This is a genomic window from Chryseobacterium culicis, assembly GCF_002979755.1.
Classification (GTDB): domain Bacteria; phylum Bacteroidota; class Bacteroidia; order Flavobacteriales; family Weeksellaceae; genus Chryseobacterium; species Chryseobacterium culicis_A.
The window spans coordinates 20,624-42,049 of the sequence record NZ_PCPP01000008.1 but is presented as its reverse complement, the minus strand read 5'-3'; the positions used below and the strand labels follow the sequence as shown (position 1 = coordinate 42,049).

The 21,426-nt window shown below is 37.7% G+C and carries 9 protein-coding genes; 4 read left to right on the top strand and 5 right to left on the bottom strand.

Translation table 11 applies throughout. The annotated features are described in order from the left end of the window. Positions 1 to 142: 142 nt before the first annotated feature. From CQ022_RS22435 to dnaE, 4 genes are all read right to left on the bottom strand, one after another. Complete coding sequence (locus CQ022_RS22435; protein ID WP_105684691.1) at positions 143 to 2,467, bottom strand: GEVED domain-containing protein; 2,325 nt, start codon at positions 2,465 to 2,467, stop codon at positions 143 to 145. A 172-nt stretch (positions 2,468 to 2,639) separates the two neighbouring features. Further along, positions 2,640 to 5,441 carry a T9SS type A sorting domain-containing protein gene (locus CQ022_RS22430; RefSeq protein WP_105684690.1) on the bottom strand — a complete coding sequence of 934 codons (2,802 nt, stop codon included), beginning with the start codon at positions 5,439 to 5,441 and terminating at the stop codon, positions 2,640 to 2,642. A 155-nt stretch (positions 5,442 to 5,596) separates the two neighbouring features. Further along, positions 5,597 to 8,875, bottom strand: a complete 3,279-nt coding sequence (locus CQ022_RS22425) for a fibronectin type III domain-containing protein (protein WP_105684689.1) — start codon at positions 8,873 to 8,875, stop codon at positions 5,597 to 5,599. 344 nt (positions 8,876 to 9,219) lie between these two features. Continuing rightward, positions 9,220 to 13,890 carry a DNA polymerase III subunit alpha gene (gene dnaE / locus CQ022_RS22420; RefSeq protein WP_105684688.1) on the bottom strand — a complete coding sequence of 1,557 codons (4,671 nt, stop codon included), beginning with the start codon at positions 13,888 to 13,890 and terminating at the stop codon, positions 9,220 to 9,222. A gap of 261 nt (positions 13,891 to 14,151) precedes the next feature. Here dnaE and CQ022_RS22415 point away from each other — a divergent pair, with 261 nt between their 5' ends. From CQ022_RS22415 to CQ022_RS22400, 4 genes are all read left to right on the top strand, one after another. Then, a complete protein-coding gene (locus CQ022_RS22415; protein ID WP_105684687.1) occupies positions 14,152 to 16,293 on the top strand; it encodes a S8 family peptidase in 2,142 nt (713 codons plus the stop codon). A 75-nt stretch (positions 16,294 to 16,368) separates the two neighbouring features. Next, positions 16,369 to 18,441, top strand: a complete 2,073-nt coding sequence (locus tag CQ022_RS22410; RefSeq protein WP_105684686.1) for a thiamine pyrophosphate-dependent enzyme — start codon at positions 16,369 to 16,371, stop codon at positions 18,439 to 18,441. Between the two features lie 206 nt (positions 18,442 to 18,647). Beyond that, positions 18,648 to 19,676 (top strand): bestrophin family protein, encoded by a 1,029-nt coding sequence (locus tag CQ022_RS22405; RefSeq protein WP_105684685.1) that lies wholly within the window; start codon positions 18,648 to 18,650, stop codon positions 19,674 to 19,676. A 171-nt stretch (positions 19,677 to 19,847) separates the two neighbouring features. Then, complete coding sequence (locus tag CQ022_RS22400; RefSeq protein WP_105684684.1) at positions 19,848 to 20,939, top strand: serine hydrolase domain-containing protein; 1,092 nt, start codon at positions 19,848 to 19,850, stop codon at positions 20,937 to 20,939. A gap of 24 nt (positions 20,940 to 20,963) precedes the next feature. On the opposite strand, the gene CQ022_RS22395 is transcribed toward CQ022_RS22400, so the two are convergent. Continuing rightward, positions 20,964 to 21,422, bottom strand: coding sequence for an Lrp/AsnC family transcriptional regulator (locus tag CQ022_RS22395; protein ID WP_105684683.1), 459 nt, complete (start codon positions 21,420 to 21,422; stop codon positions 20,964 to 20,966). Positions 21,423 to 21,426 lie beyond the last annotated feature (4 nt).

Genomic DNA, 21,426 nt, shown 5'->3' with positions numbered 1-21,426 from the left:
GATGGCCACAGGATAAAATATAAAAGAAGAGCAGAATATTCTGCTCTCCTTTTTTTTCATAAATATTTCAAAACAAATCCCAACTCCCATAAAAAAGACGGATCATAATGATCCGTCCCCTTCTTTTTATTTAAATGATGAATTATTTTTTAATCGCCTTGATCGTTTGTTTAGATCCGTCTTTCATTTCCAGTGTTATTAAATAAACACCCTGCATTAAATCTCTTAAATGAATCACAGATTCAGGGTTTGCAATTGTTTTTACCAATCTTCCTGTAACATCTGTTACTGATACATTTTTCACATTTTTAATATCGGAGATATTCAATACGTCTGTAAACGGATTAGGATAAACCTGAATATTATTTTTCGCTACAGCCGTTTCAGCTGTTGCCAGATTCGCGTTGTTAATACTAATATCATCTATATACAGATTATACTGATCCGGATCTGAATAAGCATTAAATCCAAAGAAATATACTCCTGTTGTAGGAACTGTAAATGTTATAGATTCTGTATGAGCCATTTCATCATTAATTGAAGGATAATCTGCTATAGATCCTGTCATCGCTGATGCATCTGGTGATGTTCCATAGGCAACTTTCAATTTCTCAACATAAGTTGATGAGTTATTACCATACTTATAACTGATGGTATACTGCACTCCTGCTGTCAAATTCAATCCTTGTGTAAAGAACCATGCATTGCCAGAATTGGAAGAGTTATACTGATATTTTAACACATTGGTAGTGAAGCCCTGGCTATCAGAAGGAGGGTCCATTGTTTCCCAATCATTTCCTGTTCCTGCATTAACATTGACTGTACAACCAGGCAGATCTGGAACAGTAACGTTTTCAAAATCTATTGTGTAAGGAAGATTCACGCTTGAACATAATGTTGTAAAGGTCGCATGATCACTCCATACACTTTTGCTTGTTGCACTGCATGCAGATCTTACCCACACATAATAAGCTGTGGAAGGCGCTAAGCTAGGAATAGTATAAGTAGCCGCCGTAATTCCTGTAAAATTAGGTGTACTTGTAGCTGTAGGTGCTGTATTCGTTGTGCTGTAATAAATATCATATCCGTTTGCAGGCACAGGAGTAGCTGCCGTCCAGGAAACCGTAGCTCCTCCGGCCGTAATATTTGAAACAACTAAGGCATTAGGCTCACTACAAGCTGGTGCTACATCTATATTAATATCATCCACATATAATTGATTCATATTCGCATCAGAATATGCCTGGAATCCAAAATAATAAACTCCTGTGGTAGTGGGTGTGAAGTTTGCAAAAGCACTTGTTGCTGTACTGCTAACAATATTTGAGTGATCTGCTAATGTATTGGTCATTCCTGCGCCTGTAGCTGAAGTTCCGTAGGCTACCTTTAGTTTTTCTACGTATACAGTTCCTTCTGCATTTGCATATTTATATTTAATTCTATAAGTTACTCCTGCAGTAAGGTTAATACCGTTGGTAAAAAACCAGGTATCCGCATTATCGGCATAGTCATAAGAGTACTGAAGGACATTTCCTGTAAATCCTTGAGCATCCAGATCACCTGTCTCCCACAGATTTCCTGAACCGTCATTCACTACTGAAGTACAGCTCGGCATATCAGGTGGAGTTATACTTTCGAAGTCTAATGCATATGGTACCCCTACAGAAATACAGGATGTCATAAATGTTGCCATTTGAGACCACGCACTCTTATTTGAAGTACTGCATACAGAACGTACCCACACATGGTAAGTAGTGGCTGCTGCAAGTGAAGGGAGATTGGCAGTTAATCCACTGCTTGTTCCGGAAACCACTACGGAAGCAGCAGGATATGTACTGGAGGTTGAATAATAATATTCGTATCCGCTGCCCGGGGCAGAAGATGGAGCAGTCCATCCCACCTGAGCAGAATTTGCTGTAACCGCAGATACCGTTAAAGCAGACGGCGCAAAACAAGTTGGAACCGCACCAATAACTACTGTATAATCATGAGCTTCTCCATATCCATCGGTATTACAAGGAATAGGATCACTGGAGAACCTGTCTCCCACTCTCATTCTGTAAGTACCAGGAGTAACGGTAGAAGGAATTGTGATAAGCCCTGAGGTAATATTGTTTGCCCCTACAAGAGTACTACTTGCAGACGCTACAAGTTCCGGAGCGGCATCATCAAAAGTTCCGTCGTTATTAAAATCTATCCAAACACGTACATTCTGATCACTATACCCATGTTTAACGCTAAAATCATAACTTAAACCTGCACTCAGGTTAATTGTCATTGAAGTGTAATCTCCATATGCATCAGTAGAACAACCTGTATCAGGATGATCAAATCCGGCACCCGGAATTGCAAAAGAATCTATCACGTCCCCTCCACTACACCCACTAGCAAACGCTGGCGTACAGTAAGTCTGTGCGGAGGATAAAAAGCCGGCCATTAAGAAACCAACAAGTAAAAAATTTCTCATATAAAAAACAGTATTAGTTAATCAAATCTAGTGAAAATCAACAATAAAAAAAATATTTTTTTAATTATCTCACAACGAATTAAACTTTTCCTTTCATAAAAGATAATTCCACCCATAAAAAAGAGACTACTCAAATTGAGCAGCCTCTTTTTCTTATTTTTAAGAAATTATTTTATCTCTTAATTGCCTTAACGGTTTGTTTAGATCCGTCTTTCATATTCAATACGACTAAATATACACCTTGTTTCAGATCTCCTAAGTGAAGTGAAGAAGAAGGAGTATCGATAGTTTTAATCAATCTTCCGGAAGAATCCAGAATGGAAACTGATTTTACCTTATCTGCTTTTGAAATATTGAGTACCTCCTTAAATGGATTAGGATATACATCAATATCTTCTTTTCTATTAGAAGCTTCGGATGTATTAAGACTCACATCTCCCTCTCTTTGGATTGTAATAGTAAAAACATCCTCCATATTATCAATGGAATTATGCTGGTTCCCAACATTCACATAATACACAGTTCCAGCAACGGTGTCATAGCTCAATGTTTCTGTATATCCTCCGAAGAAAGAGTCTACCGTTTTTACACAAGTTAAATTTCCACAACTTCCTCCAAATAATCCAATCTGAGGATTAAAACTACTTCCTGTGGGCATAGATACTGTAATTGTATGTTTAGTTCCGTTGCCTATAAAAGTAAACCATGTCCCATTATTCATTCCATCAGAGCAAACTGTAACAAATCCATCATTATTAGTTGTATTCTGAGCATCAGTCTGAGTATAAGTATAAGGGAACACTGATGCCATTAAAGCACCCGAACAATCATCATTCACTGGTGGTGGTATTGTTCCAACACATATATTAAAATTTTGATTAGATTCCGGACCTCCATAGCTGTAAACCCTCACATAATAAGTTTCTCCTACCGTAAAACCTGTAATATTACTCATTGTAGGATATGAGCATTTAAAGTTTGTTAAGTTACCACAAGTACCTTTGAAAACCTGAAAATTAATAAGACTATCTGCATAAAATGCTCCAGTAGGAACAATATTTATCAAACTAATCCTATGACTGGTTGATGTTGCTACAAACTTAAACCACACATCATCATCGGGGTTTCCAGTGCATGGTACTCCTGCTCCACCAGATGCTGTAGCCCCTGCTGTTTGCCCCATTGTTACAACTGAGCAATTCAGATCAGGGTTAACTGTTAAAACAATTGCATTATCACATTCATCATTCAATGGTGGTAATGCAGAATCTGTTCCTATACATATTTTAAAATTGATTGCATTCCCTACATTTCCATTAGGCTGATATACCCTAACATAATAAGTCTCTCCCACAGTAAGACCTATAATAAGATTAGTATTTGCACCACCACCTTTACAAATTAAATTATCACAACTACCACCAAACACTCTAAATTCAGTATTAACAGAATAAGTTGGTCCGACAGAACTTATATCAGTTATTCTAACCATATGTTTAGTAGCCGTAGCTGTAAATTTATACCAGACATCATATTCAGAATTAGTATTACAAATAGACATAGGTGTTTTTGTAGCCCAAGAAGTTGTTCCTAAAGTAACGACTGAACAAGTCATATTAGGATTTACAGGCAGATCTATAGCACCTGTACAATGATCATTGGAAGGAGATGGTGGAGGAACCCCTATACATATATTAAAATTTTGGGCATTACCATTTCCAGCCAAACTATACACTTTTACATAATAAGTCTCTCCTACAGTAAGACCTTCCGCAAAGGTATATCCTAGGCTACCATTGGCATCGTTGAAACATAAATGACTGGTTAAATTATTACAGTCACCTTTAAAAACCTGAGCGTATAAGTATGTAGTGTTTACCGTTCCCACAGAAACTATATTACTTAGTTTAATCATATGTCTGGAATTAGTAGCTGTAAACTTATACCACACATCATTATGGCTATAAGAAGTATTACAAGAAGCAGGTGCTACGCTTGATGTTGCAAGCAAAGTTGTTCCGGAAGTTATATTTGTACAATCCATAGATGGATTAACAGCTAAATTTATAGCGTTTACACATTCATCATTAGATGGTGGCAATGGTGTTGTTTTAAACTTTCTATTAAAACAACCAGAAGATTCACCAGCCGATCCAATAGCAGTCACTTTAAGATAATAAGTGGTATTATATAAAAGTGGAGTTGGCGGAGTAAAACTCGTTGCGGCTACCCATTGTTCGTTAAGCACATCCGTTCCTCCCGGAGTAGTCCCTATAGAAACCTTATAACCCGTCGCCTCTGGTGATGCTGCCCAGATAATAGCCGGGGAAACAGGAACAAGTATTGCATTATCAGCAGGATAAGACACTGCAGGACACACCGGCAAAACACTAGATACCAACCCTTTAAGAGTTATTACAGATTTATATGGCAAAACATTTCCCTGATAGCTAGTAGAAGGATCCCCAAAACCAGGATCTAAAAGATAACGAGCCCCTCCTTCTGTAGTATTGTAGACAAAAAACTGATTAGAAGGATTGTCGTTAGATAGCATTCCATGAACTGCAATTACTAAGTTCTGGACATTATCATATGTAAAAGGAGTTGTAAAGGTTATATCTATAATTCCATTTACATTTTTAATATTACCGGAATAAACCTTTACCATTTGCCCAGATTGAATCCAATTATCATTAGCAGCGAAAGTCGCTTTTGTAGTATGTCCTATATACACATCCCAGTTTGATTGGTAGTAAGGATTAGCAGAAGAAGTTACATAGAATTTAAGCCCAGTGATGTTACCAGCTGTATCAGCATTAATTTCTTGTTTTGTAAAAATCTGCTGCGAATAGGATGTGCTATAATCAGTATTGACCGGAGCATTACCTGTGTCTGTACTTCCTGCCCCTAATTTGATCTGAGCACTTAGTACAATACTTACTGTCAATAAGCATAAAAGTAAGATTTTCTTCATTTTAAAGTTTTAGGTTATTAATGCCCACTAAGTTACAATAATTCAAAACACTTTAAAAAAAAAGATAGCACCCCAAAAGGACTCAATCGCAAAGCATAAAAAAAGAGACTACTCAAATTGAGCAGCCTCTTTTTCTTATTTTTAAGAAATTATTTTTATCTCTTAATAGCTTTAACGGTTTGTTTAGATCCGTCTTTCATATTCAAGACTACTAAATACAATCCTTCTTTAAGATCTCTCAATTGAAGTTCAGAAGAAGGTTTTTCAATGGTTTTAATCAGCCTTCCGGAAACATCAACAATTGAAACAGACTGTACCTTGGATACATCAGAAATTGTTAACGTCTCAGTAAACGGATTAGGATATACATTAATCTTATGGTCTTTTGCAGCAGTTTCAGAAGTTGCCAAATTAGGATTTTGTTTTACTTCAACATTATCTAAAAGAACATCATCATAGAAATATCCGTTGCCACTTACATTTTTATCCACCGTAAATCTTACCTGAATCGTTGCTCCGATATAAGAAGCTGCTAAAGGAACAGCAACTGTTCTCCATTGGTTTAAGTTGGTATTATCACTAAATATCACTACCCAGCCATTTCCATCATTCACTTCTACAGTAAGTTTATTATTATCATAACTTGAAGGTGAAACGGTAGTAGTAGATACTGTAGAATGATTTTTGAACCAATCAAAAGAAACAATAGGCGCCGTTAATCCTGTTAAATCTACAGAAGGAGTAACCAATTGTACAGTATTTGTACCAGCTCCCGCATAAGGTGAGCTAGCATCTACCCACGCATAGGTCCCTGCAGCTTTTCCGTTATTCGCAGGGCTTGCACCGTAATCTGCACTTCCAGAGAATTTCCAGAAAAGGTTCGCATCAGTACCTGTTGCTGTAGGATTTACATTATTCCAACAGTTTGGTGCTGCTCCACTATCAAAGTTTTGAGTAAAAGGAGCCATAACAGTTCCACAAAGTGTATTAAATGTAGCAGCAATGCTCCATGCACTCTTATCAGAACCACTACATACCGATCTCACCCATACATAATAAGTAGAAGAAGAAGACAATCCTGTTAAAGGAGCTGAAGTGGTAGTACTTGTCCCTAAAGCTGTAGTAGAGGCAGTAGGAGCTGTACTGTTTGTAGAATAATAATATTCATATCCGTTTCCAGGAGCAGTAGCCGGTGCAGTCCATGAAATACTAGCTCCATTGGTAGTAATTGCAGATACCGCAACTCCTGATGGCTCTGAACAAGTAGGAGTAACATCTATATTAATATCATCAACATAGATTTGATTCATATCAGCAGCAGAATACGCCTGGAATCCAAAATAATAAACCCCAGTTGCACTTGGTGTAAAGTCTACAAAAGTATTTACAGCAGTTCCTCCGATAACATTCGCATGATCCGCTAAAGTATTTGTCATTCCTGCACTTGTAGCTGAAGATCCGTAAGCAACTTTTACTTTTTCAGGATATTGTGTTGTTCCGGTTGCATTTGCATATTTATATTTGATTCTGTAGCTAACCCCGGAAGTAAGATTTAAACCTTGTGTAAAGAACCATGTATTGGCAGCATTACTACTGTTATATGAATAGTTAAGCACTTTCCCTGTAAAGCCAGTTGGAGCCGTTGCAGTTTTCCATACATTTCCTGAACCACTATTAATAGCAGTTGTACAATTTGGTAAAGCTGGTGTTGTAACACTTTCAAAATCTAAAGTATATGGTAAATTAGATGATGTACATGCTGTTTGGAAAGATCTCACTGTACACGCTGTAGCAGGTCCTGTAATATTAGCTGTATAGGCTGTTACAGAATAATAGTAGGTAGTAGAATAATTCAAAGGTGTAGAGAAAACATAAGAGCTACTAGTTCCACCAGCAATATCCATATCTAAAACATCATTCGCTCCTGAAGTTGTTCCTACTTTTAATTTATAACCGGAAGCACCATTTATTGCAGTCCATGTTATTGTAGGAGTTACACTTACTCCTGTAGCACTGGATGCCGGCGCTGTAACTGTAGGACAAAGACCTAATGTTGTGAAGTTCGCTGAACTTGACCATACCCCTTTATCTGTTCCGTTACAATTTCCTCTCACCCAATAATAATACTGAGTTGAAGGAGTCAAACCGGATAAATCTGCGGTTGTTACTCCTGCACCTACAGAACCTGAAGGCGTCACCGTTGAAATAGGGGTAGTTGAAGATGTAGAATAATAATATTCATATCCATTCCCTGGAGGCGTTGTTGAAGCCGTCCAGCTTATCGTTGCAAACTCAGGAGTTAAAGCAGAGGAAGAAAGACCGGTTACTGTAATTGCACAGTTTGGTGTAGTGGTAAAAGATCCTGCGGATGCATATCCACTTCCTGATCCGGCAGCATTGGGAATATGAGAGTAGATAGATTGAGCTGCCCCATTTAAAGCCTGAACCTGAACCTGATAAGTTGTATTCTGAGTCAGCCCATTAATGGTAGCGGCAGCAGCGGACACCGGGTTACCACTATAGTTAGTCCAGTCGCAGCTTCCAATCGCTCTATACTGAACATTATAAGTCGTTGCCCCTGTCGGAGCAGTCCAATTGATTGTTGCAGCATTATTGGTTATTGCGGTTGCAGCAGCAAAAGTTCTTACCGGAGCTTGCGTACCCGGTGCCCATGAATATTGCAGTCCAGTCGGGATTTTAACACTTGCATTCGTTGTGCTTGAGAAAATCATAGTACTGTTATTAGCACTTGCTGTAACAGCTTTAGACCAATCACAAGTAGTTCCAGACGGTACATTTCCAATCATCAGGGAATTTACATTGGAGGCATAAGTAGTACTATTTCCTCTTATCCCTACCTGTGGTGTACTGCCTGAAGTACTGGTACCCGGATCTGTACAGTTTCCGTAGATCACCTTTATTTCACCTGTAGCATAAACCAATCTGATCTGGAAGTTTAATTTTTCAGTAGATCTATTATGGTAGTTAGCATGATCCTGCCACTGTACCACAAATTCAGTTCCAAGATCCTCATATCTCACCTCATGGTTTCCTGCTGGCTGCGGTGAATCTGTTGATAAAAATCCTCCATCCTGTCCAAAAGCAGAAATTGCTCCTGTAGTTGATCCCAAACTTGACATTGGAGTATAGTTCGTTCCTGAAGGAGCCGCTCCAAATGTTATAAATCCATTGGCACTCACATAGCATGTTGTCATGGCAACACCGCCAAAGTTAAAAGGCGATGATAAAGGAATCGCGGCAGATACCTCATTGTCATACGTTGTATTAGTTCCGGTAGGGAATAATTTTGTACCTCCCGTAATTGAGGTATAAGCCACCCCAGTACTTTTCGAAAAAGTATAGTTGGCGACATTAGTTTGTGCAAAAACTCCCATACTTAAGGAAGCCAAGCACGATAGTAGTAATTTCTTCATAAAATAGTAATAATAAAAGTTAGGGCGGTAAATTTATAAATATTATTTAAATTTTAAATGTAAAATTAAAAAATATCATAAATTTTTAAACAAAAACAATTAAAATCAACATAAAAACCCAATAAAACCAAACGTTTATTTAATTTTAATAACTATTTCATAATTCATTGAAAAAAAACAATACACTGGAAATCAGATATTTAAATTAGTATATAATTAAAATAGACTTCAGAAAATTTTTCTATTTAACATAAAAAATTATTTAAAATTTTTCATCAATATTGAAAATATGCAAACAAAAAAAAGAGTGACATAAGCCACTCTTTTTATATAGGTATTTTTTTCTAGTTTAAATAAAACTCATACTTATTAAGAAGTTGAATTTCTTTAATCAGATCTCCATTCAGGTCCACTGAATGTTTCATAGACTGTACTTCGATATGGGAATCGTCCTCAAGATTTTTAATAAAGAATTTCAGTTTTTGATTTCCTTTATTTCTGTCGAGAACCGTTCGGAAGAAGTCGAGATCTTCAGGTCTTACATCCATCACATCCATGACTAACGAGATACTTTTTGCAAATCTTTCGAAAGCTTCCTGAAGCTCTATCACATCATTTACATTCACAAAGACTCTTCCGTCTTTGACCTGAGCAAATTTTATTTTAAAAATAACAAACCTCTGAACCTCCAGCTTCTCTTTCAGCCTCATATAATCTCTGTCACCCAATCTGAATGAATAAGATCCGGAATAATCTTCCAGCGTAACAAAAGCCACTTTTTCGCCACTTCTGAAGCCATCTTTTACTACATATTCCGTAATCAGACCAGCAACAGTATATTCTTTTCCACCACCACCGTTTTCTCTTTCTTTCTGCATGGTTTTCCAGTCTTTCTTTTTCTCTTCAAACAGCTCTTCCTGCTTATTCGCAAAAGCCTGCTCTTTGTAAGCATCCACCTCATCAAGATTCAGAAACATGAAGTTACCTTTAGGCTCAGCCTTTTTAGTCACCTCTTCCACGATTTCCTCTTCACCTGCCACAACATCATCGGATACAATTTCTGTAAGATCTACAGCATCATCCTGAGCATCCTGCTCCAAGACAGGCGCTTCATCTGTCACGGCTTTATCTTCCTCATTTTTTTCAAGAACAGATTTTTTGGAAAGCTGCCCCTGCATAAACTTGAACTGGTACTTGAACTCATCCAGCGGATGCGCAGAAAGATAGAAACCAATGATTTCCTTTTCTTTGTTAAGCTTATGCATATTCGGCCATTCCGGGCAAGGTGGCAGTTTAGGCTGTTCAATCTGAACTTCTTCTGCAAAATCAGCAAATAATGAATGTTCCATCTCATTTTTACTTTCCTGAAAGCTTTGCCCATATCTGATCAATCGTTCAAGATTGGTTTTTCCGGCCATGTCGATATCAAAATACTGTCCTCTGTGGAAAGAGTCCAGTTCATCAAAACCACCGGCAAGCACTAAACTTTCCGCTACCCTCTTATTCATCTGTGAAGGCAATATTCTTTCAAAGAAATCATAAATATTTTTAAACCTTCCGTTTGCTCTTTCTCTGGTAATAGCTTCACTTGGCCCTTCTCCAATTCCTTTGATAGCTCCCAATCCGAAACGGATCTGTCCTTTTTCGTTTACTGAGAATTTGTATTGGGATTCATTCACATCCGGACCTAATACATCCACACCCATACTTTTACAATCCTCCATGAACATGGTAATTGAATCCGTATTGTTAATGTTGTTACTCATCACACTCGCCATATATTCAGCCGGATAATTTGCTTTTAAATAAGCCGTTTGATAAGCAATAAATGCATAACAGGTAGAGTGAGATTTGTTGAAGGCATATTCTGCAAAGGCTTTCCAGTCATTCCAGATTTTCTCAAGCCTTTCTTCATTCAGGTTGTTTTTTCTACCTCCTTCAATGAATTTCGGGTACATTTTATTAAGAACGTCAATCTGCTTTTTACCCATCGCTTTTCTCAACGTATCGGCTTCACCTTTGGTAAAATTGGCCAATTTCTGGGACAAAAGCATTACCTGCTCCTGATAAACAGTAATCCCGTATGTTTCTTTTAAATATTCTTCTGTTTCCGGTAAATCATAAACAATCTCTTCAATCCCATGCTTCCTGTTGATAAAGTTTGGAATATATTTGATCGGACCCGGACGATACAAGGCGTTCATGGCAATAAGGTCAGCAAAAACAGTGGGTTTAAGTTCCCTCATGTATTTTTGCATCCCGGGACTTTCATACTGGAAAATCCCTACTGTTCTTCCTTCTTTAAACAGCTGATATGTTTTGGTATCATCAAGCGGAATAAGATCCGGATCAATATCTACATTATATCTTGCCTTCACAAGCTTCAATGCATCTTTAATGATAGTCAGAGTTCTCAACCCCAGGAAGTCCATCTTCAAGAGACCGGCACTCTCCGCCACAGAGTTGTCAAACTGTGACACTAAGATATCAGCATCTTTTGCTGCAATGGTTACCGGAACCAGATTACTCACATCTTCCGGTGTAATGATTACCCCACAGGCGTGAATTCCGGTATTTCTGATACAGCCTTCCATCTTTTTGGCACTTGCCAAAACTCCATGCCGTGCATCATCAGGACTGTTAAGAACATACCTCATCTCATCAACGAGCATCTGTTCTTCCGGTTTTAATTTATCATATTTTGCTAAAGCTTTCGCGATATTCATCCCCGGACTCGGAGGAATCAGCTTAGCAATATTGTTTGTATCAGGAATCGGAACATCCAGTACTCTTCCGGCATCTTTAATAGCAGATTTCCCACCCAAAACCGAGTAAGTAATAATCTGTGCTACCTGAGTTTTTCCGTATTTCTCAACTACCCATTTGATAATTTTATCTCTTCCTTCATCATCAAAGTCAATATCAATATCGGGCATGGAAACCCTTTCCGGATTCAGGAATCTCTCAAAAAGCAGGTCATATTTAATAGGATCTACATTGGTAATTCCAATACAATAAGCTACAGCAGAACCTGCAGCAGAACCTCTTCCCGGACCTACCCAAACCCCCATATTACGGGCTTCATTACAGAAATCCTGTACAATAAGGAAGTATCCAGGATAACCGGTATTGGCAATTACTTCAAGTTCGAAGTCAAGACGTTCTTTGATTTCATCGGTAATACCGCCAATTGGATCATATCTTCTCTTTGCTCCTTCATAGGTAAGATAGGTAAGATAGGCCATTTCCCCTCTTTTTCCCCCGTCTACCTCATCTTCGGCATGGATAAATTCTTCCGGAATATCAAACTTCGGAAGGAGAACATCTCTTTTTAAGGTATAAGGCTTAAATTTTGCAGAAAATTCTTCATACGCATCAAATGCATCAGGATACGCTAAAAAGGCCTCTTTTATTTCATCGGAATTCTTGATATAATATTCACCTGTTGCCAGACCTCTTCTTTTACCAAACCCTTTTCCAATAGGTGTTGTCAGCTTTTCACCATCTTTTATACAGCTTACAATATCCTGGATATTGGCATCATCTTTATTGGTGTAAAAAGTCTCGTTCTGCGCTAAAATTTTAACATTATATTTATCCGCGAAATGGAGTAAAACATCATTTAAATGTTCTTCTTCAGGCAGTTTATGATTCTGAATCTGAACATAAAAATCATCTTCAAAAGTATCTTTCCACCATTTGAAAAGCTCCTCTCCTTTCTGTTCACCGGTATTTAAGATGGCATCAGGAATATCACCCATAATTCCGGAGGTCAGTGCAATCACTCCTTCTTTATATTGTGCTATCAGCTCTCTGCTCACCCTTGGAACCCCAAAATAGAATCCTTTCAGAAAACCGATACTGGAAAGTTTTGCCAGGTTTTTGTACCCGTTAAAATCTTTTGCCAAAAGCACTACCTGTGTTCTCCTGTCGGGATCATCTTTGGTAAACTGCTTTTGTTCATAACGTTCCGAAATATAGAATTCACAGCCAACCACAGGGATAAGCGGTTCAGAAACAGGTTCATCTTCATTGAACTCCGTTCCGTTTTCTTCTGCTTCCTGTTTTTTTGCTAAATATTCTTTATGCTTCTTTGCTCTGTCCCCATTAGCACCTTCTACTGCTGAAACGAACTTAAAAGCCCCCATCATGTTTCCAAGATCCACCATACCGACAGCCGGGAAATTTTCGTCAGAAGCTTTTTTAATCAAATCATTGATACTTGATGTAGCCATCAATGTTGAGAAAACACTATGACTATTAAAATTGAAATATTTTCCTAAATCAATTTCATCAATACTCCCGAAATCCTGTTGCTTTTTCTTATTATGAAAATCTGCAACCTGCCTTCTGATAACAATATTAAAAGGCTTAATCGGATCCGGATAAAGACTTCTGAAATACGCAAGCTGATCTTCTGAAATCTTTAAGGTTTCAGCAGGTACAACTCCGATTCTTACCATCTCAAAGAAAGCTCTGGCTGTAGCATTTACGTCGGCAGCAGCATTATGGGCTTCATCAAATTTATTCCCATAGAGTTTTTCATAAAGCTCTTCCAATTTCGGAGGTTTGAATCTTCCTCCACGACCTCCGCCAAGCTGACAGTAGTCGGTTCCCAAAATCATGGTATCTGCTTTGGGTTTTTCCTGCAGATTATCTTTCAGGTTTTTTCTGTAAAATTCTGCTCCTACAATATTATAGTCGAATTCTACATTATGTCCGGAAACCACTCTTACTCTTTCAAGGACTTTAGAGAACTCTTCAAGAATCTCCTGGAGATCTCGTCCTTCTTCATTGGCAATCTTGGTGGTAATTCCGTGAATACGTGCGGCATTGAAGGGAATATCATACCCTTCAGGTTTTATTATATAATCCTGGTTTTCAATCAAATTCCCATCATCATCGTGCACTTGCCATGCAATCTGAACCATTCTTGGCCAGTTATCCGAGTCTGAAAGCGGAGCGTTGAAATTTTTTGGTAAACCGGTTGTTTCTGTGTCAAAAATTAAATACATATAATTTTCTAACTTTTTTATAAAAAAGAGAATGTAAAGTTACTCCATTTTTTCTAAATATTGTTTTATAACAACGATTAAAACAATCAATAATATCCAAAAAATAACCCCAATATCATATTCTCAAAAATTTTTTTTAACAAATAAAATGAAAAATTAAAATTAGCTTAAAAAATTGGAGTTATCCATCAAAACATATTAATAATTAAAATATTAGCATAAATTTGAATGATTCTATTTTTTAACAATTTATCACTCAAAATGAAGAAACAATTACTTTTACTCAGTGTTTTAGCTATAACGCTAATAAATGCGCAAAACAATGAAGAATTAAACCGATCATTTGAACGCCAGAGAATAGACAACAATGAAAAATTTGAGGCTTATATATCTAAACGATATAATGCTAACAGAACTCCTGAAGTTTTAAAAGAGATTGAACAGCAAAGAACCAATCTGGCAGGTTTTTTACCGGGCAACAAACCCTATTTTTTCAAGGCTCATGATATGGACCAGATTAAAAATTCCAATTCTGATTTTTTACAGGGAGGAAATATTACAGGCTTAACAGGTTCATTCAATGGAGAAGGCATTAAATTTACTATTTTTGACGGCAGTACTTCCTCCGGTGTAGCGAGAGTATTTGCCGGGCATGTTTTTTTTAACAACCTTCCTAACAGAATCACAAACAAAGAAAGCAGTACCGTTAATTATGGAGACCACGCAACAGCCGTTTCCAGCTTTATTGGAGCGAAAGACTATCCATACACCGTAACCTTCACGAACGGAACAACCAGACAAGTCAACTTCAAAGGTATTGCACCCAATTCTACCATTGTGGCCTATGCTTTTGGAACCTCTGTCTTGGACGGAGAAACTACCCAAAGCACAGTATTTCAAAAAATTATCAAAGCGCAACCCAATATTTCAAATCATTCCTATGGAAGTAACCAGGGGTGGGCAGATCCTCAGCTGATTAACAATGAACCGTCATGGGTCTGGAATGGAGCTTTTGCCAGCCCAGGCACTTCTTTTGACGCTCAGGGAACTTATCACACAAATGATCGTGATTATGATCAAATTGTATACAACAACCCTTCTTATATTATTATAAAATCTGCCGGAAACTCTTTTGGTGAAGGACCTAGTGCTGCTACAAGTACTTATAAAAAATATTATACGGATAACACTGGAAATTTAGTAGAATTTGCAGCAACAGATACGCTTCCTCCCAGCAACTGCGCACAGGGATACGACTGTATCGGGATTGGTTCTCTTGGAAAGAATATCATTGTGGTAGGAGCTGCAGACAGAATTACAACTAACGATGGAAGATATACAGCCTCCTCAGATGTTATCCATTCCAGCTACAGCAGCGCAGGACCAAGAGATGACGGAGGTATAAAACCGGATATTACAGCAGTTGGAACAGAAGTTGCCAGTGCATGGACTGATAATAATGCAACTGGAGGCAGCAAAATTGACATTGGAGATGGTACTTCTTATTCAGCGCCTGTTGTAACAGGTATTGTGGGACTTTGGACACAGATCAATAAACAGTTGTTTGGAGGAAATGTTTTAAATGCTGCATCCGCAAAAACCTTAATGGTTCACTCAGCTAAAGAAGCAGGAAACATAGGCCCTGACCCACAATTTGGATGGGGCTTTATTGACTCGAAAAAAGGAGCGGAACTTCTTGTAGGAAAATCAAATAACACAATTATTTTCAATGATGAAACTTTAAACAGCGGAGTAGCCAATGTAAAAACAGTAAAAGCATCAGGGTCAGAGCCGTTAAAAGTGACCATATCCTGGATAGATCCTGAGTTCACCAACTTCACCAATCAATGGAACAATATTTACAATAACAGAAGCTCCAAGCTGATTAATGATCTGGATCTGAAAATTACAGATACGACTACCAACACCGTGTATTATCCGTGGAAACTGGATGCCAACAACCCTATGACTCCTGCCACAAAAGGAGATAATACTGTAGACAACGTAGAACAGGTTGTAATTGATGCTCCGGTTGCCGGAAGAACTTATAAAATTGAGATCACCAACAAAGGCATATTGAAAAATAACTCAGGAGGTAATGCTCCTCAGAACTATTCCGTCATCGTAACAGGATTTACCGAGTTATTAGGAACTAAAGACATTTCAAATCCTCTTAACAATCTCGCTATTTCGCCAACGATCACGAAAGATGTCACAAACATTCTAAAAGCACCTAAAAAATCTACATTCAATGTGTATGACCTTACAGGTAAAAAACTGCAAAGCGGCACTATAAATAATGATAAAGAAACGATAGATTTATCTGCGTACACAAAAGGAATCTACATCATTGAAGTAAAAACAGACAAAGATGTTATTTCTAAAAAAGTGATCAAGGAATAACCTATATAAACAAAGATTTTTCACAAAATACTAACAGTTGTTAGTATTTTGTTTTTTTATGTATATTTGCTTCCTATGGAAAATGCACTTCACGAAAAAGTTTCTCAGGATATATTACTCAAAGCGTATAATCATATGATGCTGGCCAAGGCAATGGCTGATATTTATGAAGAAAACAGAAACATATGCAAATATGTTCATAGTACTTCAAGAGGCCATGAAGCCATTCAGCTGGCAACTGCCTATCAGCTAAAGAAAGAAGACTGGGTTTCTCCTTATTACAGAGACGAAAGTATTCTTTTAGGAATTGGTTTTGAACCTTACCAATTAATGCTTCAATTACTGGCTAAAGCTGACGACCCTTTTTCAGGAGGAAGATCTTATTATTCTCACCCTTCAAGTAGGGATGAAAACAAACCGAAGATCGTTCATCAGAGTTCCGCAACCGGAATGCAAACCATTCCTACTACAGGAGTAGCACAGGGAATTAAATATATTCAGGATTTCAATCTTCAGACTTTCGAGAATAATCCTGTGGTTGTATGCAGCCTTGGAGACAATTCGGTTACAGAAGGTGAAGTGAGTGAAGCGCTACAATTTGCAGCATTACATCAACTTCCTATCATATTTTTGGTTCAGGATAATGAATGGGGAATTTCCGTAACGAAAGATGAAGCAAGAACCTGCGATGCTTATGATTTTGTAGCAGGATTCACGGGGTTAAGCAGAATGAGAGTAGACGGGACTGATTTCGTGGAAAGTTTCGAAGCCATGAAAAAAGCTGTAGATTTTGTAAGAACAGAAAGAAAACCTTTGGTTGTCTGTGCAAAAACAGTACTGATTGGCCACCATACTTCAGGAGTAAGAAGAGAATTCTATAGAGACGAAGAAGATTTAACAAAGCATAGAGCTAAAGATCCGGGAGAAATTCTTAGAAAACATTTACTGGAAACAGGTGTTGATGAAGATCTTTTAAAACAAATCACTAAAAAGGCACGCCTTGAGGCAGAAGAGGCTTTCGAAAAAGCTAAAAATGCAGAAGATCCAAAGCCTGAAACCGTAATGCAGCACATTTTTGCTCCTACTCCAATTACTGAGGAAACAGGAACACGTGAGCCAGCTAACGGAGAAAAAATTGTGATGGTAGATGCAGCCATCCATGCTATACAGGAATTGATGTGGAAACATCCTGAAGCTCTGCTTTACGGACAGGATGTGGGTGAAAGAATCGGTGGTGTTTTCCGTGAAACAGTTACTTTAGGGAAAAAATTCGGAAGCAAAAGAGTTTTCAATACAGCCATTCAGGAGGCTTATATCATTGGATCTACAGCCGGAATGAGCGCTGTGGGATTGAAACCCATCGTTGAGGTTCAGTTTGCAGACTATATTTATCCGGGAATCAACCAATTAATCACAGAGATTTCAAAATCCAGCTATTTAAGTGGCGGAAAATTCCCTGTAAGCAATATCATCCGTGTTCCTATCGGAGCCTATGGCGGTGGTGGCCCTTACCATAGTGGAAGTGTTGAAAGTATACTTGCCAATATCAAAGGAATCAAAATAGCTTACCCAAGTAATGCTGCAGACTTTAAAGGTTTATTAAAAGCAGCTTATTATGACCCGAATCCGGTAGTAATGCTGGAGCACAAAGGATTATACTGGAGTAAAGTTCCGGGAACTGAAGATGCTAAAACAATAGAGCCTGCTGAAGACTATATGCTTCCATTTGGAAAAGGTAAAGTAATCATTGAGGCTGATAAGGATGAAACTGAAAAAGGCAGAACTTTATTAGTGGTTACTTATGGTATGGGAGTTTACTGGGCTAAAGAAGCCGCTAAGAATTTCAATGGAAGAGTTGAGGTGATTGATCTGAGAACATTAATTCCTCTTGATGAAGAACTTGTTTTTGAAAGAGTAAAAGCGCATGGAAAGTGTATTGTTCTTACGGAAGAACAGCTTAACAACTCTTTTGCAGAAGCTTTTGCCCACCGTATTTCTAAGAACTGCTTCAAATATCTTGATGCACCTGTAGAGACCATGGGATCACTGGATGTACCTGCCGTTCCTATCAATCTGGTTCTGGAAAAAGAAATGCTTCCCAATGCTGAAAAGCTCAGCAATAAGATCGAAGAAATGCTGAAATATTAATTTTATATCAACTTAAAACCTCTAAAAATTTTTAGAGGTTTTTTTATGCATTTTTTTCACTACTTTTAATTAAGATTATCAATCTCAATTCTAGCTCATTATAAACTAAAAAAACTTGACTATCCATTATCTGACAGGCATTACAAAATAAAATCTATTATAGTTTGGTATTTATTTTGTCTGTACACGCAAAACACATCCATCTTATGATCACAACCAAATACGTCAATTATAAACAGGTTCTCAATCTAGCCGGTGTACATCTTATCTTTATATCAATCTGGTGTACCTTAATTGCTGTTTTCTTTTATTTCTTCAACTGGCACTGGATGACGATTCCCTGGGTTCCCGTTGCTTTAATTGGTACCGCGGAAGCATTCCTTGTGGGTTTCAAAAACAACCAGGCTTATGACAGACTTTGGGAAGCCAGAAAAATCTGGGGTGGCATTGTGAATTCAAGCCGTTCATTTGCTTCTATGGTATATGCCTTTGATACCAAAAATGAAGAAATTGGTGTTTTTGATCTTGAAGACCGTAAAAGAAGAATCGTTTATCGTCATATTGCATGGTTATATACTTTCCGTGAGCAGCTTCTGGTACCTACAGAATGGGAACACATCAGCACAGAAAAAAAATTCGGGAATATCAACCTGAGAAGAAACAGACTGATTAAAGCGGGATTCCCGGACTACGGCAGAGCCCCTATCTTCCTGCACAAATACCTTTCGGAGGAAGAATATGAGCTTAAAAATGATTATAAAAACTTTGCGACTTATCTTGTTTCCCAACAGGCAAAAGATATCAATGAGCTGAAAAATATGAATGCGATTACCGCTTTCAACCAGACTCAGCTGCAGAATAGTTTAAATGAATTCTATAATTTTCAGGGCCAGGCAGAAAGAATCAAAAAGTTTCCTTCTCCAAGACAATTTGCCAGCACAGCCTTTGTTTTTAACATCCTGTTTATTATGCTTCTTCCACTGGGATTGGTAAATGAATTTGCAAAGCTTGGCGATTGGGGAATATGGACTTCTATCCCTTTCTGTATCATCATTGGATGGATCTATATCATTATGGAACTTGTGGGAGATTATTCTGAAAACCCTTTTGCAGGATTAATGTTTGATGTTCCCATGCTTTCTATCTGCAGAACGATTGAAATTGATCTTCTTCAGATGAGCGGAGAAACAGATCTTCCGGATCCTATTTCTTCTAAAAACGGGGTTCTTGTATAACATAACCTGATATTAGAATTACATCCAAAAATATTCGATAAAATAATTTTAACATCTCATTGTTTTTCATAATTTAGAGCTATTGAAAATATAAGCTAAGTCACTCCATATTGGTTCGGTTGAGCTTATATTTTTGATCAACTAATAATTTATCCCTTCTTTTTTTAAACAATGAGATCCAAGCAAGTACTGCAGGTTTTGACAATGCTATGTCTTACCCTATTCTGCCCTAAAGTGAAATCACAGGCAGCATTCAATAAAGAACTGCCCAAAGAATTTACAGACCAATTCACCAAAGAAATCAATGACAGCATTCCCTCTCTGGGATCTTTTATTGTTTCCCAAAACGATAGGCTTCTGTACCAACAGTATTTTCATGGAGCCAACAAAGAATCCGTTTTCAGTATAAAATCTGTTACCAAAAGCATTGTCTCTGTTCTGGCAGGAATTGCAAAAGATAAAAACCTGCTTCCCAATCTCAATACTCCGGTTTTAAAAATCCTTCCGGAATACAATGTCTCAAGGACCAGTTTTAAAAATATTTCCAATATTGAAGGAAAAGTAGTTCATGATTCCATCAGAAATACATTAACATTAAAAAATATCCTGACCATGCAGGGAGGTTTTGATTGGGTTGAAAATTCAAAAATCTCAACGGCAATGTCATTTTCCGGCGACCCTGTAAAGTTTGTTCTGGATTTGCCATTCGAAGAATATCCGGGTACTGTTTTCAATTATAATAGTGGTGAATCCCATCTTTTTGGAGCTGCATTGGCAAAAATTGTAAAGACGAACCTGAAACAGTTCGCGACAGAAAATCTTTTCAGACCTTTAAAGATGAATGTTACCCGATGGGATACAGATTCCATGAACAGAAATCTGGCAGGTTCGGAGATGTTCATGAAACCTGAAGATATGCTGAAATTTGGTTCTATGATCCTTAACAACGGAAAATTGGGCAGCAAACAGATTGTCTCACAGAAGTGGGTTCAGGAATCTACCGCTGAACATGTAAAACTGGATTCCTGGGATGTCATGCCGGATGCCAACGGATACGGCTACTACTGGTGGCGAAGAAAAACCAACGGTCATCAGGCTTTCGTAGCAACCGGTTATGGAGGTCAGCTTATCTGTGTGATCCCTGATTTAAAAATGGTAATTGTAACCACTTGCTTTTTGAATGATAAAAACAAAGGAAGATCCGATATTAAAAGGCTTCATTATTTCATTGATAAAATAACAAAAGGAGATAAAATCAAATAACCCAATCCGGAATTTTTTAATACGCTACAATACAATCGCCGTGGTATTCTTCACTTCGGAAATCATAAATGAACTGTGCGTACTTGCGATGTGCTGAAGCGTCGTCAGTTTCGTTAGCATAAAGCTGCGGTAGTCTTCAATATCTTTAACGCCTATTTTAAGAATATAATCATAATCTCCGCTTACATGGAAACATTCTGTAACCTCCTGAAGATCCATCACCTCTTTTTCAAACTGCAATACAAATTCTTTTTTGTGCTGACTCAGTTTTACATGACACAGGACTATGAAATTTTTCTTAACTTTACTTTTGTCCAGCAAGGCAACATATTTTGAGATAACCCCTGCATTTTCAAGTTTTTTTACACGCTCATATACAGCTGTAACAGACAATCCAAGTTTGCCGGACAGTTCTTTGGTAGTTTGCTTACAGTCTTCCTGTAAAAAAAATAAGAGTTTCTTATCAGTTTCGTCAAGTTCCATAGAT

Bases quoted from the DNA above. Each gene is read 5' to 3' on its own strand.
- CQ022_RS22425 (WP_105684689.1), bottom strand. From the start codon at position 8,875: ATGAAGAAATTACTACTATCGTGCTTGGCTTCCTTAAGTATGGGAGTT.
- CQ022_RS22435 (WP_105684691.1), bottom strand. From the start codon at position 2,467: ATGAGAAATTTTTTACTTGTTGGTTTCTTAATGGCCGGCTTTTTATCC.
- CQ022_RS22395 (WP_105684683.1), bottom strand. From the start codon at position 21,422: ATGGAACTTGACGAAACTGATAAGAAACTCTTATTTTTTTTACAGGAA.
- CQ022_RS22415 (WP_105684687.1), top strand. From the start codon at position 14,152: ATGAAGAAACAATTACTTTTACTCAGTGTTTTAGCTATAACGCTAATA.
- CQ022_RS22430 (WP_105684690.1), bottom strand. From the start codon at position 5,441: ATGAAGAAAATCTTACTTTTATGCTTATTGACAGTAAGTATTGTACTA.
- CQ022_RS22405 (WP_105684685.1), top strand. From the start codon at position 18,648: ATGATCACAACCAAATACGTCAATTATAAACAGGTTCTCAATCTAGCC.
- CQ022_RS22400 (WP_105684684.1), top strand. From the start codon at position 19,848: ATGAGATCCAAGCAAGTACTGCAGGTTTTGACAATGCTATGTCTTACC.
- CQ022_RS22410 (WP_105684686.1), top strand. From the start codon at position 16,369: ATGGAAAATGCACTTCACGAAAAAGTTTCTCAGGATATATTACTCAAA.
- dnaE (WP_105684688.1), bottom strand. From the start codon at position 13,890: ATGTATTTAATTTTTGACACAGAAACAACCGGTTTACCAAAAAATTTC.